Origin of the sequence: Enterobacter sp. BIGb0383 (genome assembly GCF_003751845.1) — a bacterium.
GTDB lineage: Bacteria > Pseudomonadota > Gammaproteobacteria > Enterobacterales > Enterobacteriaceae > BIGb0383.
This window is the reverse complement of sequence record NZ_RJKQ01000002.1, coordinates 1,310,634-1,323,022: the sequence shown is the minus strand read 5'-3', so window position 1 is coordinate 1,323,022 and position 12,389 is coordinate 1,310,634. Positions and strand designations below refer to the sequence as shown.

At 59.5% G+C, this 12,389-nt stretch carries 12 protein-coding genes; 10 read left to right on the top strand and 2 right to left on the bottom strand.

Annotation, left to right across the window (positions count from 1 at the left end):
- The first annotated feature begins 74 nt into the window (after window positions 1-74).
- The 10 genes from EDF81_RS14615 to rlmB all read left to right on the top strand — a co-directional run bounded on the left by EDF81_RS14615 (window position 75) and on the right by rlmB (window position 9,914).
- Complete coding sequence (locus EDF81_RS14615; protein WP_123348840.1) at window positions 75-1,082, top strand: glycine betaine ABC transporter substrate-binding protein; 1,008 nt, start codon at window positions 75-77, stop codon at window positions 1,080-1,082.
- Entirely contained in the window at window positions 1,079-1,849 is a 771-nt protein-coding gene (locus EDF81_RS14610) for an ABC transporter permease (RefSeq protein WP_123348839.1), read from the top strand. Before EDF81_RS14615 ends, EDF81_RS14610 begins: the two co-directional genes overlap by 4 nt.
- Window positions 1,849-2,628 carry an ABC transporter ATP-binding protein gene (locus tag EDF81_RS14605; RefSeq protein WP_123348838.1) on the top strand — a complete coding sequence of 260 codons (780 nt, stop codon included), beginning with the start codon at window positions 1,849-1,851 and terminating at the stop codon, window positions 2,626-2,628. Before EDF81_RS14610 ends, EDF81_RS14605 begins: the two co-directional genes overlap by 1 nt.
- A gap of 50 nt (window positions 2,629-2,678) precedes the next feature.
- Complete coding sequence (locus tag EDF81_RS14600; protein WP_123348837.1) at window positions 2,679-3,896, top strand: M20 family metallopeptidase; 1,218 nt, start codon at window positions 2,679-2,681, stop codon at window positions 3,894-3,896.
- Between the two features lie 19 nt (window positions 3,897-3,915).
- On the top strand, window positions 3,916-5,478 hold the full coding sequence (locus tag EDF81_RS14595; RefSeq protein WP_123348836.1) for an ABC transporter substrate-binding protein: 1,563 nt from the start codon (window positions 3,916-3,918) through the stop codon (window positions 5,476-5,478).
- A 12-nt stretch (window positions 5,479-5,490) separates the two neighbouring features.
- Window positions 5,491-6,450 carry an ABC transporter permease gene (locus tag EDF81_RS14590; RefSeq protein WP_123348835.1) on the top strand — a complete coding sequence of 320 codons (960 nt, stop codon included), beginning with the start codon at window positions 5,491-5,493 and terminating at the stop codon, window positions 6,448-6,450.
- Window positions 6,447-7,304: an ABC transporter permease gene (locus tag EDF81_RS14585; protein ID WP_123348834.1), complete on the top strand. Its 858-nt coding sequence runs from the start codon at window positions 6,447-6,449 to the stop codon at window positions 7,302-7,304. The genes EDF81_RS14590 and EDF81_RS14585 overlap by 4 nt, the downstream gene beginning before the upstream one ends.
- Window positions 7,297-8,289 carry an ABC transporter ATP-binding protein gene (locus tag EDF81_RS14580; protein WP_184999500.1) on the top strand — a complete coding sequence of 331 codons (993 nt, stop codon included), beginning with the start codon at window positions 7,297-7,299 and terminating at the stop codon, window positions 8,287-8,289. Before EDF81_RS14585 ends, EDF81_RS14580 begins: the two co-directional genes overlap by 8 nt.
- Complete coding sequence (locus EDF81_RS14575) at window positions 8,286-9,086, top strand: ABC transporter ATP-binding protein (RefSeq protein ID WP_123348832.1); 801 nt, start codon at window positions 8,286-8,288, stop codon at window positions 9,084-9,086. Before EDF81_RS14580 ends, EDF81_RS14575 begins: the two co-directional genes overlap by 4 nt.
- A gap of 96 nt (window positions 9,087-9,182) precedes the next feature.
- Window positions 9,183-9,914, top strand: a complete 732-nt coding sequence (gene rlmB / locus EDF81_RS14570) for a 23S rRNA (guanosine(2251)-2'-O)-methyltransferase RlmB (protein ID WP_123348831.1) — start codon at window positions 9,183-9,185, stop codon at window positions 9,912-9,914.
- Between the two features lie 68 nt (window positions 9,915-9,982).
- On the opposite strand, the gene EDF81_RS14565 is transcribed toward rlmB, so the two are convergent.
- Entirely contained in the window at window positions 9,983-11,902 is a 1,920-nt protein-coding gene (locus EDF81_RS14565; RefSeq protein WP_123348830.1) for a methyl-accepting chemotaxis protein, read from the bottom strand.
- 174 nt (window positions 11,903-12,076) lie between these two features.
- Entirely contained in the window at window positions 12,077-12,352 is a 276-nt protein-coding gene (yjfN, locus tag EDF81_RS14560; protein ID WP_184999501.1) for a DUF1471 family protease activator YjfN, read from the bottom strand.
- Between the last annotated feature and the right edge of the window lie 37 nt (window positions 12,353-12,389).

The following is a 12,389-nucleotide window of genomic DNA, read 5'->3' as shown; positions in this document are numbered from 1 at the left end:
GAATAAATAAAAACGCGCCCTGTCGATATAGTGACTGAGCGCTAATTACATCGTCGTTTAAAGGTTAAATAACAATGAAAAAAAGTCTCTGCTTATTACTGGCAGCGGGTAGCTTATGGGCAAATTCCAGCTTCGCGGCCAATCCGACCGAGGTCCGCGTCGCCTACAGCGGCGGCTCACAGGTATTAATGCTGGCGAAAGCCGATGGCTCGCTGGATAAGGCCTTAAACAGCAAAGTGCAGTGGGTGCAGTTTGCTTCCGGGGCCGATGCATTAAGTTATTTCGCCAGTAACGCCATCGATATTGCCAATTTTGGCTCCAGCCCGGCAACGGCCGGTATTGTGCGGAAATTACCCGTGGAAATTATCGGTGTTTCCGGCGTCATTGCCAGCTATGAACGCTTAATTGGCAAAAACGGCATTAATAATATTAAGGATATTGAGGGTAAACGCGTCGCGTATCCGCCAAACTCCACCGCGCAATATGCGCTGGAGGCGGCTATCAGCGTCAACAAGCTCGACCGCAGCAAAATTACCCTGCTGCCGCTGCGTCCGGCAGAGATGGTCGCCGCCTGGAAACGCGGGGATATCGATGCGGGCTACGTCTGGGCGCCGTTTGCCCAGGAGCTGGAGTCTTCCGGCGGACATCAGGTCTTTGCCACTAAAGACCTGCAGAAAGATGGCTACCTGATTTACAACAACTACGTGGTGCGTAAAGCCTTCGCCGAGCAGTATCCGGAAGCGGTGACCGCCTTCCTGCGCGTGCATCAGCAGAAAGTGGATGAATTTAAAAAGGATCCTGAGCGCGCCGCGGCCATCGTCGCCAAAGAGGTGGGCGCACCTGTGACCACCGCCGCGAATACCCTCGGCGGGCTGGAGTATCCGACCCTGAGCGAGCAGGGCACCGCCGCCTGGCTGGGCGACGGGACGCAGACTTCGCAAAGCGGTATCGGCAAGGCGCTGAGCAAAACCTCCTCCTTCCTGGCCGGTATCGGCGAGATCCGCAAACGCGATATTCCGGCGAACTGGGATAGCGCCATTAACTCCCGCTATATCCGCGATGCGGCGGCTGCAGAAAAATGAGACTGAGCCAGCATATCGCCATCAGCGTGCTGTCGGTGGCGATCTTTTTTGTTATCTGGCAGATCGCGGCCACCCGACAGTGGGTGGACCCGCTCCTGCTGCCGTCCCTGACGGATATTGGCCTGACCGCGGAAGAGCTGCTGGCGGATGGCTACCGCCAGGTGCCGCTCTGGCAGCACGTGGCGGTAAGCCTGGCGCGTGCGCTGGGAGCGTTTAGCGTCGCCATCGTCATCGGTATTCCGCTGGGGCTACTGATGGGGCTGTCGGATGGTCTGTCGGCGGTACTGAATCCCTTTGTGCAGTTTCTGCGCCCGCTGCCCAAAATCGCCCTGATCCCACTGGCGGTGGTGTGGCTGGGGATTGGCGAAGCGTCGAAATTCTTTCTGATTTTTATCGCCACCTTCTTAAGTGTGGTGGTGGGCGCGGCGGCGGCCGTGGAGCGGATTGGTCGGGCGCGCATTCGCGTGGCCCAGACGCTAGGTGCATCGAAGCGGCAGATCTTTCTACGGGTAGTCCTGCCGGATGCCTTGCCGGATCTCTTTACCACCGTCCGCCTGTCGATCGGTATTGGCTGGACGTCGCTGATCGCCGCCGAAATGGTGGCCGCCAGCTCGGGGCTGGGCTGGATGGTGATTAACGCCAGCTCCTACCTGCGCACCGATATCGTCATGCTCGGCATTCTGCTGCTGGGTGGAATTGGCTATTTACTGGATTTACTACTGCTGGGGCTACAGCGACTGACGGTGCCCTGGGCGGGGAAAGAGTGATGACTGCACAGATTGCACTGGAGAACGTCTCCCTGACTTTTGCGGCAAAGCCGCAGCCCTTAACCGTACTGGAGGATATCTCCCTGACTCTCTCGCCGGGCGAGTTTGTCGTGCTACTTGGCCCCTCGGGCTGCGGTAAATCGACCATCCTCAACCTGGTGGCCGGTTTTACGAAGCCGGACAGCGGCCAGGTACTGGCCGCCGGTAAAGCGGTCCGCCAGCCGGGGCCGTCGCGGGGGATGATCTTCCAGCAGCCGAATCTGTTTCCGTGGCTGTCGGTGCTGGATAACGTCACCTTCGGCCCGCGTCTCGGTAAGCATCATAAGGATGAGGTGAACGTACAGGCGCTGGACTGGCTGGCCCGCGTTGGCCTGAAGGGCTTTGAACATCACGCGCCCTGGCAGCTTTCCGGCGGCATGAAACAGCGCGTGGCGCTGGCCCGCGCCTGGCTTCCCGGCCCGGACGTGCTGCTGCTGGATGAACCTTTCGGGGCGCTGGATGCCCAGACCCGGCTGATGATGCAAGAGCTGCTGCGCGAGGCCTGGCTGGACACCCGTACCACGCTCCTTTTTGTGACCCACGATGTGGAGGAGGCCCTGTTTCTTGCCGACCGCATCCTGATTATGTCCGCCCGTCCGGGAAAGATCGTCGAGGAGATTACGCTGCCGTTTGGCCGCGACAGGGATATCGAAACCCTCGCCGGGCATCCGCAGTACGGCGAGATCAAACAGCATGTCCTGCATCGCGTCCGGCTGGAGGCGAAGCGGCATCTGAGCTAGCCCCGCACCCGGTGTCGGGAAATTTACTGTCACAACCAAAGGTGGAAGCAATGAGCATTAGCGAATTACAAGCCCGTCTGGAACAGAGTATTGACCAACACCGCGATGACTATATTGCGATAGCCAAAGATATCCACGCCCACCCGGAAACCGGGAATAACGAGTATTACGCCAACGGCCTGCTGACCGCGCTGCTGCAAAAGCACGGCTTTACGGTGACGTCCAACGTGGCCGGGCACGAGACCGCCTTCTATGCGGTTAAAGAGAGCGGCAGACCGGGGCCGACCATTGCCTTTCTGGCGGAATACGATGCGCTGATCGATATTGGCCACGCCTGCGGACACAACATTATCGGCGTCACCAGCATCGCGGCGGCGGTGGCCCTGAGCGAAGCGCTCGATAAGACCGGCGGTAAGATTGTGGTGCTGGGTACGCCAGCGGAAGAGGGCGGGCTGCGCGGAAAAGGCGGGCCAAACGGCAACGTGAAGGCGCGCTTTGTCGAGCACGGCTATCTGGACGATGTCGACGCCGCCCTGATGGTGCATCCGGCGGGGAAAACCCGACTCTCTGGCCCGTCGCTGGCGAATAACCATCTTTATTTCCACTTCTACGGTAAACCTTCCCACGCGGGCAGCTCACCGCATAAAGGCGTTAACGCGCTCGATGCACTGGTACTGCTTTATAACGGCATCAGCGTGCTGCGCCAGCAGCTGCCGGACGGGGTTCGCGTCCACGGGATTATCACCAACGGCGGCCAGGCCCCGAACGTCATCCCGGAATATGCGTCGGCGCACTACTACATTCGCGCCCGTACCCGTGAGCAGGTGATCGCTCTGGAGCCGCGCCTGCGGGCTATCGCCGACGGCGTGGCGCTGGCAACCGGGACCACGGTGAAAATCGAACATCAGGTCGGTCCGCGCGATTTCAATATTAACCACACCCTGAACAGCGTGCTGCTGGAGGAGTTTACCGCTGCGGGTGAAGAGGTGGAGCTGCGGGAAAAAGAGGGGCTGGGGTCGACGGATGCCGGGGATATCAGCCATGCGGTGCCGACGGCGCATCCCTATATCAAGATTGGTCCGGATGACCTGATCGGGCATACGGTGCCGTTCCGCGAGGCGGCAAATTCTCCTGAGGGCTATGCGGCGCTGGTGACCGGCGCAGGCGTTCTGGCGCGAACCGGGTTACGTCTGCTGACCGATGCGGCGCTGCTGCAGAAAACCAAAGATGAGTTCGCCGGTCGTCAGACGACCACACAGGCGGCATAACCCCGAACGGAGCATAACAATGAAAGCCATCTTTTCTGCCGCCGCGCTTTTGCTGGCGGCTGTTTTACCCTGGGAAAATGCACAGGCGCAGACGGTCAACCGCGATGCGACGCTGAATATTGCCTACGGCAACCGTCCGGGCACGCTCGATCCCTATCTGACGACCAATAACGCCACCTCGGATGTGGATCGCCATATTTTCGAGACCCTGTTCACCATCAACGCAAAGTTTGAACCGGTGCCCGATCTGGTGGAGAGCTTCACCCTTAGCGAGGATCGCAAAACCTATACTTTCGTGCTGCGCGACGGTATTCACTTTCATGACGGACAGCCCCTGACCGCCGATGATGTGGTGGCCTCCATGAATCGCTGGCTGGCCGTTTCAACCCAGGGGAAAGCCAATCTGCCTGGTGTGCAGTTCAGCAAGGTCGATGCGCGTACCGTCAGCCTGACGCTGCCCGTGCCGTCGTTAATCACCCTGAACGTGCTGGCGGATGTAAAAAACATCGCCGCGATTATGCCGAAGCGCATTATCGACGAAGCCAACAGCAGCAAAAAACCGGTGACCGAGCTTGTTGGCACCGGGCCCTATAAGCTGGCCGAGTTTAAAGCCGGGGATTATCTGCATCTGACCCGCTATGACCAGTATGTCTCGCGCAGTGAACCGGCCAGCGGATTGTCCGGGCAGAAAAAAGCCGACGTCAAAGATATCTGGTTCCGCTATATCACCGATGAATCGACCCGTCTTGCGGGGGCAATGACCGGCGAATATGACCTGGTCTTCCAGCTGCCGAAGGACAATATTGAAACCCTGAGCCACGCGCCGGATCTCTCTCTGTTCCAGCCTCAGAGCGGCGGCTCGTTAATCACCTACCTGTTTAATAAGCAGCAGGGACCCTTTGCCAACGTCAAGCTGCGGCAGGCGTTCAATCTGGCGCTGGATGTGCATCAGACTCTGCTGGCAGGCTACAGCGATCCGCGCTTTTTTAAAGAGGACCCGTCCCTGGGCTTCCCGGATCAGGTCGACTGGTATAGCGAAGCCGGTAAGCCATTCTGGAACCAGCATAAGCTGGACGAGGCGCGGGCGCTGGTGAAGGCATCGGGCTATAAAGGCGAAGAGGTGGTGATTATTGCCACCAAAGAGTACGCCGAGCTGTATAACCTGGCGATTGTTGCCCAGCAGGTGCTGAAGCAGATCGGCGTTAAGTCGCGGCTCGATGTCTATGACTGGCCGACGGTGCTCCAGCGCCGCCAGGATCCGAAAAACTTTGACCTCTGCGCGCTGGAGTTCTCCATGCGCCAGGTCCTGCATCAATATCCGTTCCTCGACTCCCGCGCCAAATTCCCCGGCCTGAGCAACAGTCCGGAAATTGACGCGACCCTGGACGGCATCAAGCAGGCCGCGTCTCTGCAGGAAGCCAGAGGGCTGGTGGATCAGCTTAACGTCCAGACCTGGCAGTATTTGCCGGTGATTGTGCTGGGTCGTACCACGCCGGATGCGGTGGCGGTGAAAAACAACGTGAAGGGATATCAGGATCTGATCGGGCCGGTGCTGTGGAATATCAGCGTCAGCCAGCCCTGACGGGAGTTGACGATGAGACGGTTTCTGTTCCACCGCCTGCTGGCGCTGCTGCCGGTACTGCTCGTGGTATCGGTCGTGGTGTTCTGCCTGGTGCATCTGGCACCGGGCGATCCGGTGCTGGTGATCCTCGGTAACGACGCCAGTCCGGCGGATGTCGCCGCCCTGCGCCAGCAGATGGGGCTGGACAGGCCGTTTCTTGTGCAATTTCTGCACTGGTTCCGCGCGGTACTCTCCGGGGATCTGGGCCATTCCCTGTTTCTGAATAACAGCGTGATGAGCCTGTTTCTCCAGCATCTGACGCCGACGCTGGCGCTGGCGTTCTACGCTCAGCTGATTGCGCTGGTGCTGGGGCTGGCGGGCGGTGTGCTTAGCGCCTGGCAGCACGGGCGGCTCACCGACCGGGTGATTCGCGGGCTGGCGACGCTGGGCATGTCGGTACCGGGCTTTCTGCTGGGGCTGTTTTTAATCTTCTTCTTTGCGGTCCAGCTGCGCTGGTTTCCGGTGGTGGGCTACCGCTCAACCAACGCCGACTGGTTGATGAACCTCTGGTATCTGACCTTGCCGGCCATCGCGCTGGCGTTTCGTATTGCCGCGCTGATTGCCCGCATGACCCGGGCGGTGATGCTGGACGTGATGCAGGAAGGCTTTATCAACACAGCCCGCGCCAAAGGCGTGCCGGAGCGCTGGGTGCTGCTTAGCCACACGCTGAAGAATGCGCTGATCCCCATTCTGACCATCTGCGGCGAGTCCTTCGCCTCGCTGGTGACCGGGACCATTGTGATCGAGAGCGTGTTCGGTATTCCCGGCGTGGGGTCGCTTATCGTCGACTCCATCGAGCGGCGGGACGTGACGGTGATCCAGGGCGTGGTGCTGTTGATCACCGTTTGCTACGTGTTGATTAATCTGGCGGTGGATCTGCTGAGTTATCTGGCCGATCCCCGGCTCTCCGTTGAGGGGGCGGAAAACCCATGAGACTGAAAAACCCTGGCTTACTGCTCTGGCCTGGCGTGCTGGCGACGATTGTGCTGCTGTCGTTTTTTGCCAGCGCCTTTAGCCCCTTCGATCCCTACAGTATCGATCCGCTCAGTCGCCTGAAGCCACCGTCCGCGACCCACTGGTTTGGCACCGATAATTTTGGCCGCGATCTCTTTGTGCGCGTGGCGCTCGCCGTCAGGGTCTCTCTGTCGGTTGGTGCGGCAGTGGCGGTGATTTCCGGCGTGGTGGGGCTGGCAACGGGTTTGCTCTGCGCCTGGTATCGTCCGCTGGATCGAATACTGATGCGTGTCTGTGACGGGTTGTTTGCCTTTCCGTCCTTGCTGTTGGCTATTGCCATTGTTGGCGTGCTGGGGCCGAAAATCGCCAATGTGGTGCTTGCCCTGTCGCTGGTTTACGTCCCGTCGATAGCCAGGGTCATTCGCGGGGCGGCGATGGTCATTAAGGAGAAAAACTTTATCGAGGCGCTGCGGGCGCAGGGTGCGTCATCGTCGCGCATTATCTGGCTGCACCTGCTGCCCAATGTTATCTCGCCCTTTATTGTGCAGGTGAGCTGGGTGTTTTCGGTGGCGATCCTGACCGAGGCGGCGCTCAGCTTTCTCGGCTCCGGCGTGCCGCCACCGATGCCAAGCCTCGGCAATCTGCTGCTGGAAGGCAAAGCGGTGATCTTTACCGCCTGGTGGATGACCTTTTTCCCCGGGATCGCCATCGTCCTGCTGATCCTGGCGCTCAATATTGTTGGTGACGATCTGCGTGATAACGCCGATCCCAGCCTGAAGCCGCTCCCGCGTCGGGTTCTGCGCCTGCTGAAAAGAGGAGAGTATCATGGCTGAAACGGTCCTGCGTGTTGACGATCTGCGGGTCAATTTTGCGACCCGCAGCGGCGTGGTGGCACCGGTCCGCACCGTCTCTTTCCAGGTAGGCGTGGGTGAAACGCTGGGTATTATCGGCGAGTCCGGCTGCGGTAAGAGCGTCACCGCTCAGGCGGTGATGGGGCTGCTGCCTTCGCGCAGCAGTCGGGTGGACGGGGCTATCCATCTCGCCGGAAAAGCACTGCACACGCTTTCCCGCCGCGCCCGTCGGCAGGTGGGGGGCCGGGAGATGGCGATGATCTTTCAGGACCCGCTCTCCAGCCTCAATCCGGTGATGACGATTGGCCAGCAGATCGATGAATGCCTGCGTTTGCATACGGGACTGGATCGGCGTCAGCGGTCGGCGCGGGTAGTCCATCTGCTGGAGCAGGTTGGCATTGTCGATCCTGAACGCTGCGCGGCGTCATGGCCGCATGAGCTCTCGGGCGGGATGCGTCAGCGAGTGATGATTGCGATGGCGATTGCCGTGTCGCCCTCGCTGCTGATCGCCGATGAACCGACCACCGCGCTGGACGCGACCGTTCAGGCGCAGATCCTCGATCTCCTGGAGGCGATTCAACAGCACACCGGGATGGGGATCATGTTTATCACCCACGATCTTAGCGTGGTAGCGCGACTGTGCCAGCGTGTGGTGGTGCTCTATGCCGGACAGGTGGTGGAAGAGACCGATGTCCATACGCTGTTTGCCCGGCCGCGTCACCCGTATACCCGGGCGCTGATGGCGGCACGCCCGTCGGCGGATCGCGCGCCGAAAACCCCGTTGCAGGAGATCCCCGGTCGGGTTCCGGCGCTGGATGCGCTGCCGACCGGCTGCGCCTTTGCCGATCGCTGTCCGCTGGCCCAGCCGCGCTGTCGCGGGCAGATGCCCCTGCTGCGTCCCGTGGGCGCGCCTTCTCACCAGGTTCGCTGCTGGCGGGCCGATGAAACCGGAGCACTGAGCCTATGACAACGCCCCTACTGAGCGTCAATAACCTGTCAAAAACCTTTCAGCGGCGCGGACAAAACGTGCAGGCAGTGGACGGCGTCAGCCTGACAATCCAGCCCGGTGAAACCTGGGCGCTGGTGGGAGAGTCGGGTAGCGGGAAAAGCACCACCGGGCGGCTGATCCTCGGTCTGACGGCGGCCTCTGGTGGCGAGGTGCTATTTGAAGGCCGCTCTCTGCTGACACAGAGCGCCGCCGAATGGCGCAGCGTGCGTAAAGAGATGCAGATGATTTTCCAGGATCCGCTCTCCTCCCTCGATCCTAAACGCAGCATCGGCTACAGCCTGGAAGAACCGTTAATTATCCACGGTATTGGCAACCGGCGTCAGGCGGTAGCGGAGATGCTCAGCCACGTAGGCCTGCGACCCGAAGATGCCGGACGCTACCCGCATGAGTTCTCCGGCGGTCAGCGCCAGCGGATTGGAATTGCGCGGGCGCTGATCCTTAAACCGAAGCTGATTATCTGCGACGAGCCGGTCTCGGCGCTGGATGTCTCTATCCAGTCGCAGATCCTTAACCTGCTGATGTCCCTGCAGCGAGAGTATGGCCTGGCGTATCTGTTTATCTCCCACGATCTGAACGTGGTGCGCCATATTGCCGATCGCGTCGGCGTGATGTCGCGTGGCAGGATAGTGGAACAGGGCAGCGCTGAGGCGATTTTTACCCGGCCGCAGCACGACTACACTCGCTATCTGCTGAACGCGATTTTACCCGCGCACCCGGCTGCGCCAGACGGACTTCGCGCCGTGGTGAACGGTTAAGCTCGATCCGGGGCGCGTGTCGGTTATAATAAGCGCTGGTGATGAGAATCACGGCCTGTTTAACCCGGCGCAAGCCGCCCCAAATGAGTACCCTCAATGAGTGAAATGATTTACGGCATCCACGCGGTGCAGGCACTGCTGGATCGCGCCCCGGAGCGTTTTCAGGAAGTCTTTATTCTGAAAGGCCGCGAGGATAAACGCCTTATGCCGCTGATCCATGCGCTGGAAGCCCAGGGCGTGGTGATCCAGGTGGCGAATCGCCAGTATCTGGACGACAAAAGCGAAGGCGCAGTGCACCAGGGGATCATTGCACGTGTGAAACCGGGGCGTCAGTACCAGGAAAACGATATTCCCGACCTGCTGGAAAGCCTTGAACAACCGTTCCTGCTGATCCTCGACGGCGTGACCGATCCGCACAACCTCGGCGCCTGCCTGCGCAGCGCCGATGCGGCGGGCGTTCATGCGGTGATCGTCCCGAAAGATAAATCTGCTCAGCTGAATGCCACGGCGAAAAAAGTGGCCTGCGGCGCGGCGGAAAACGTCCCGCTGATCCGCGTGACCAACCTGGCTCGCACCATGCGTGTGCTGCAGGAAGCGAACGTCTGGATCGTCGGCACCGCCGGTGAAGCGGACCACACCCTGTTCCAGAGCAAAATGACCGGCCCTATGGCGCTGGTGATGGGCGCGGAAGGGGAAGGTATGCGTCGCCTGACCCGCGAGCACTGCGATGAGCTGATCAGCATTCCGATGGCGGGCAGCGTCTCCTCCCTGAACGTCTCCGTGGCGACCGGTATCTGCCTGTTTGAGGCTGTACGCCAGCGCGGTTAATGCTCGTCTTCTGACGGACAAAAGCCATCCCGAGGGATGGCTTTTTTGTCTCTTGTGTCCGTGCGAAGTTACCGGTTCAGGCGGAACAGGCTCACCAGCTCCGTCAGGTGGGTGCCTTTTTCGCGCAGGGCACGGGCGGTCTCTTCGCTGCGTGAAACCCGTCCGGCGTTGATATTGGTGGCTTCGCCAATATGGGTCATCGCCAGATTGACCTGATTAATCCCGGCTGACTGCTCGTGTGAGGCGTGGTTAATCTCGGTCACCAGCTGGTTGATATGGGTGATATGGCCGATGATATCCTCCATGGCATGTCCCGTTTGCTGCGACAGAGAGTGACCCTCTTTCACTTTCTGCAGGGTATCGCTAATCAGCTGCTCAATCTCCTTCACCGCGTTGGCGCTGCGTGCCGCCAGAGCACGCACTTCCTGCGCAACAACGGCGAAGCCCTTACCGTGCTCGCCGGCGCGGGCGGCTTCAACCGCCGCGTTCAGCGCCAGGATATTGGTCTGGAAGGCGATGGACTCGATCACATGGGTAATATCGGCGATACGCTGGGAGGCGTCGCGAATATCGTTCATGGTTTCAACCGCATTGGAGACCGTTGCGCCACCTTTCTGCACCGCCTGAGACGTTTCACTGACCAGCTTCTGGGTCTGCTCCATATTCTCCGCCGTCTGCTGAACGGTGGCGGTGAGCTGTTCCATGCTGGCAGAGGTCTCTTCTACGCTGGCGGCCTGCTTGTTAATTTGCTCGCTGATCTCGCCGCTGTCTGAGGCGAGGGCGTTAGAGCTGAGGTGGATCTCGCTGGCCGCTTCGCGGACCTGTGCGACAATCGTCTGCAGCCCCTGCCCAATGCCGTTAATGGCCTGAATCAGATGACCGACTTCATCCTCCCGGTCGGTCTCCAGGCTGGCGCGCAGATCCCCGGAAGCGTACTGCTGTGCCAGCTGGGTGACATCGCGCAGCGGGCGGGTCAGCCAGCGGCGGATCAGGGCAACAAACAGGGCGGCAAACAGCAGGGACAGCACCAGTCCACCAATCAGGAACTGATTACGCATTGAAGTTACATCGCGTAACAGAATGGATTTATCCACTTCACCGACGATGGTCCAGCGCCAGTCCGGCATCGCGTTCCAGGACATCAGCAGCGTTTTGCCGTCATCGCTTTCGCGCTGCAGGGTTCCGCTCTCTTTGGTCAGCAGATCTTTCTGTATGCTCTCATCCCATGCCGGACGCTGGCCTTCCAGGCTGTCGTGGAACAGGTAGTTGCCATTTTTGCGGTCCAGCACGTAGAAGTGTCCGCTTTCGCCGAGATGGCGACCGAGGATCTTCTCGCGCATCACCTGCCAGGAATTGGTGATATCCACGCCGACAAACAGGATGGCGATCGTTTTGCCCGTCGCATCTTTTACCGGCTGGTACTGGGTGATGTAGCGCTTGCCGAACAGCAGGGCAAGGCCGCGATAGACTTCACCGCGCGTTACCGGCTCCCAGGCCGGGCTGGCTCTGTCGAGCTTTGTCCCGATGGCCCGTGCGCCGTCTTCTTTGCGCAGGGAGGTGGCGACGCGCACAAAATCATCGCCGCTGCGAACAAACAGCGTCGAGATAGCGCCGGTGCGCTGCAGGAAGTCGTCGGAGAAGTTGTTATTCTCGTGGAGTTCGGTCTCGCCGCCTTTCAGCAGCGGCACGTTAAGGCCGCTGATAGTACGACTCTGAGAGGCGTCAACGTTAATCGGCTGCGGCAAAAAGCTGTTGTACAGACGGGTAAAGCTCTCCACCTCTTCGGTGAGGCTGGTATTAAACATCTGTACCATATCAACGATGGCTGAAGACTGGTTCTGGAGGTCTTCCACCGCTAATTTTTCAAGTTGCTGACTTGCCCTCTGGCTAAGCAGTGACGTGAAGAGCAGGAAAAGGACGGCGACGCTAATGCCGGTGATTAGCGATAGCTTGGTACCAAGCCCGGTACGACGAAATAAGGCAATCATGATATATCCGTTGAAAATGGGTATGGCTCGTTCAACGGCAATATTCGGGCAACATTTAGTTTGTCAATGTAACAAAATATTACAAAAAGCTATCTTTACGCTAACACAGTATTAATAAAGATGCGGAAATTAAAAAGCCACCTGATTTGGTGGCTTTGTAGATGGGGATCGATTTCAGGCATAAAGAATGGCCTGTACGCGCCAGTTGTCGGTCCGCGGTTCTTCGTACATCTGGACGATGCGGTACCAGGACGCCCCTTGTTCATCGGCCTTTAAGGCGATAACACGCTCTGCATCCTGCGCAGAGCCGGGCACATTACTGACGGAAATCAGGCCAATTTCATTGAGTCCCGTCACGCGATCGGCGCAGGCAAATTCCGCAGACTGCGCCGTGGTGCTGACCAGGCCGGCGGAAAGCAACAGTGAGGATAAGGCAAGAGATCGTTTCATCGTCAGCTCCATTTACGTCGCCCCGATTCGCTACGGG

Coding starts and splice junctions, on each gene's coding strand:
- EDF81_RS14615 (WP_123348840.1), top strand. CDS start 75: ATGAAAAAAAGTCTCTGCTTATTACTGGCAGCGGGTAGCTTATGGGCA.
- EDF81_RS14610 (WP_123348839.1), top strand. CDS start 1,079: ATGAGACTGAGCCAGCATATCGCCATCAGCGTGCTGTCGGTGGCGATC.
- EDF81_RS14605 (WP_123348838.1), top strand. CDS start 1,849: ATGACTGCACAGATTGCACTGGAGAACGTCTCCCTGACTTTTGCGGCA.
- EDF81_RS14600 (WP_123348837.1), top strand. CDS start 2,679: ATGAGCATTAGCGAATTACAAGCCCGTCTGGAACAGAGTATTGACCAA.
- EDF81_RS14595 (WP_123348836.1), top strand. CDS start 3,916: ATGAAAGCCATCTTTTCTGCCGCCGCGCTTTTGCTGGCGGCTGTTTTA.
- EDF81_RS14590 (WP_123348835.1), top strand. CDS start 5,491: ATGAGACGGTTTCTGTTCCACCGCCTGCTGGCGCTGCTGCCGGTACTG.
- EDF81_RS14585 (WP_123348834.1), top strand. CDS start 6,447: ATGAGACTGAAAAACCCTGGCTTACTGCTCTGGCCTGGCGTGCTGGCG.
- EDF81_RS14580 (WP_184999500.1), top strand. CDS start 7,297: ATGGCTGAAACGGTCCTGCGTGTTGACGATCTGCGGGTCAATTTTGCG.
- EDF81_RS14575 (WP_123348832.1), top strand. CDS start 8,286: ATGACAACGCCCCTACTGAGCGTCAATAACCTGTCAAAAACCTTTCAG.
- rlmB (WP_123348831.1), top strand. CDS start 9,183: ATGAGTGAAATGATTTACGGCATCCACGCGGTGCAGGCACTGCTGGAT.
- EDF81_RS14565 (WP_123348830.1), bottom strand. CDS start 11,902: ATGATTGCCTTATTTCGTCGTACCGGGCTTGGTACCAAGCTATCGCTA.
- yjfN (WP_184999501.1), bottom strand. CDS start 12,352: ATGAAACGATCTCTTGCCTTATCCTCACTGTTGCTTTCCGCCGGCCTG.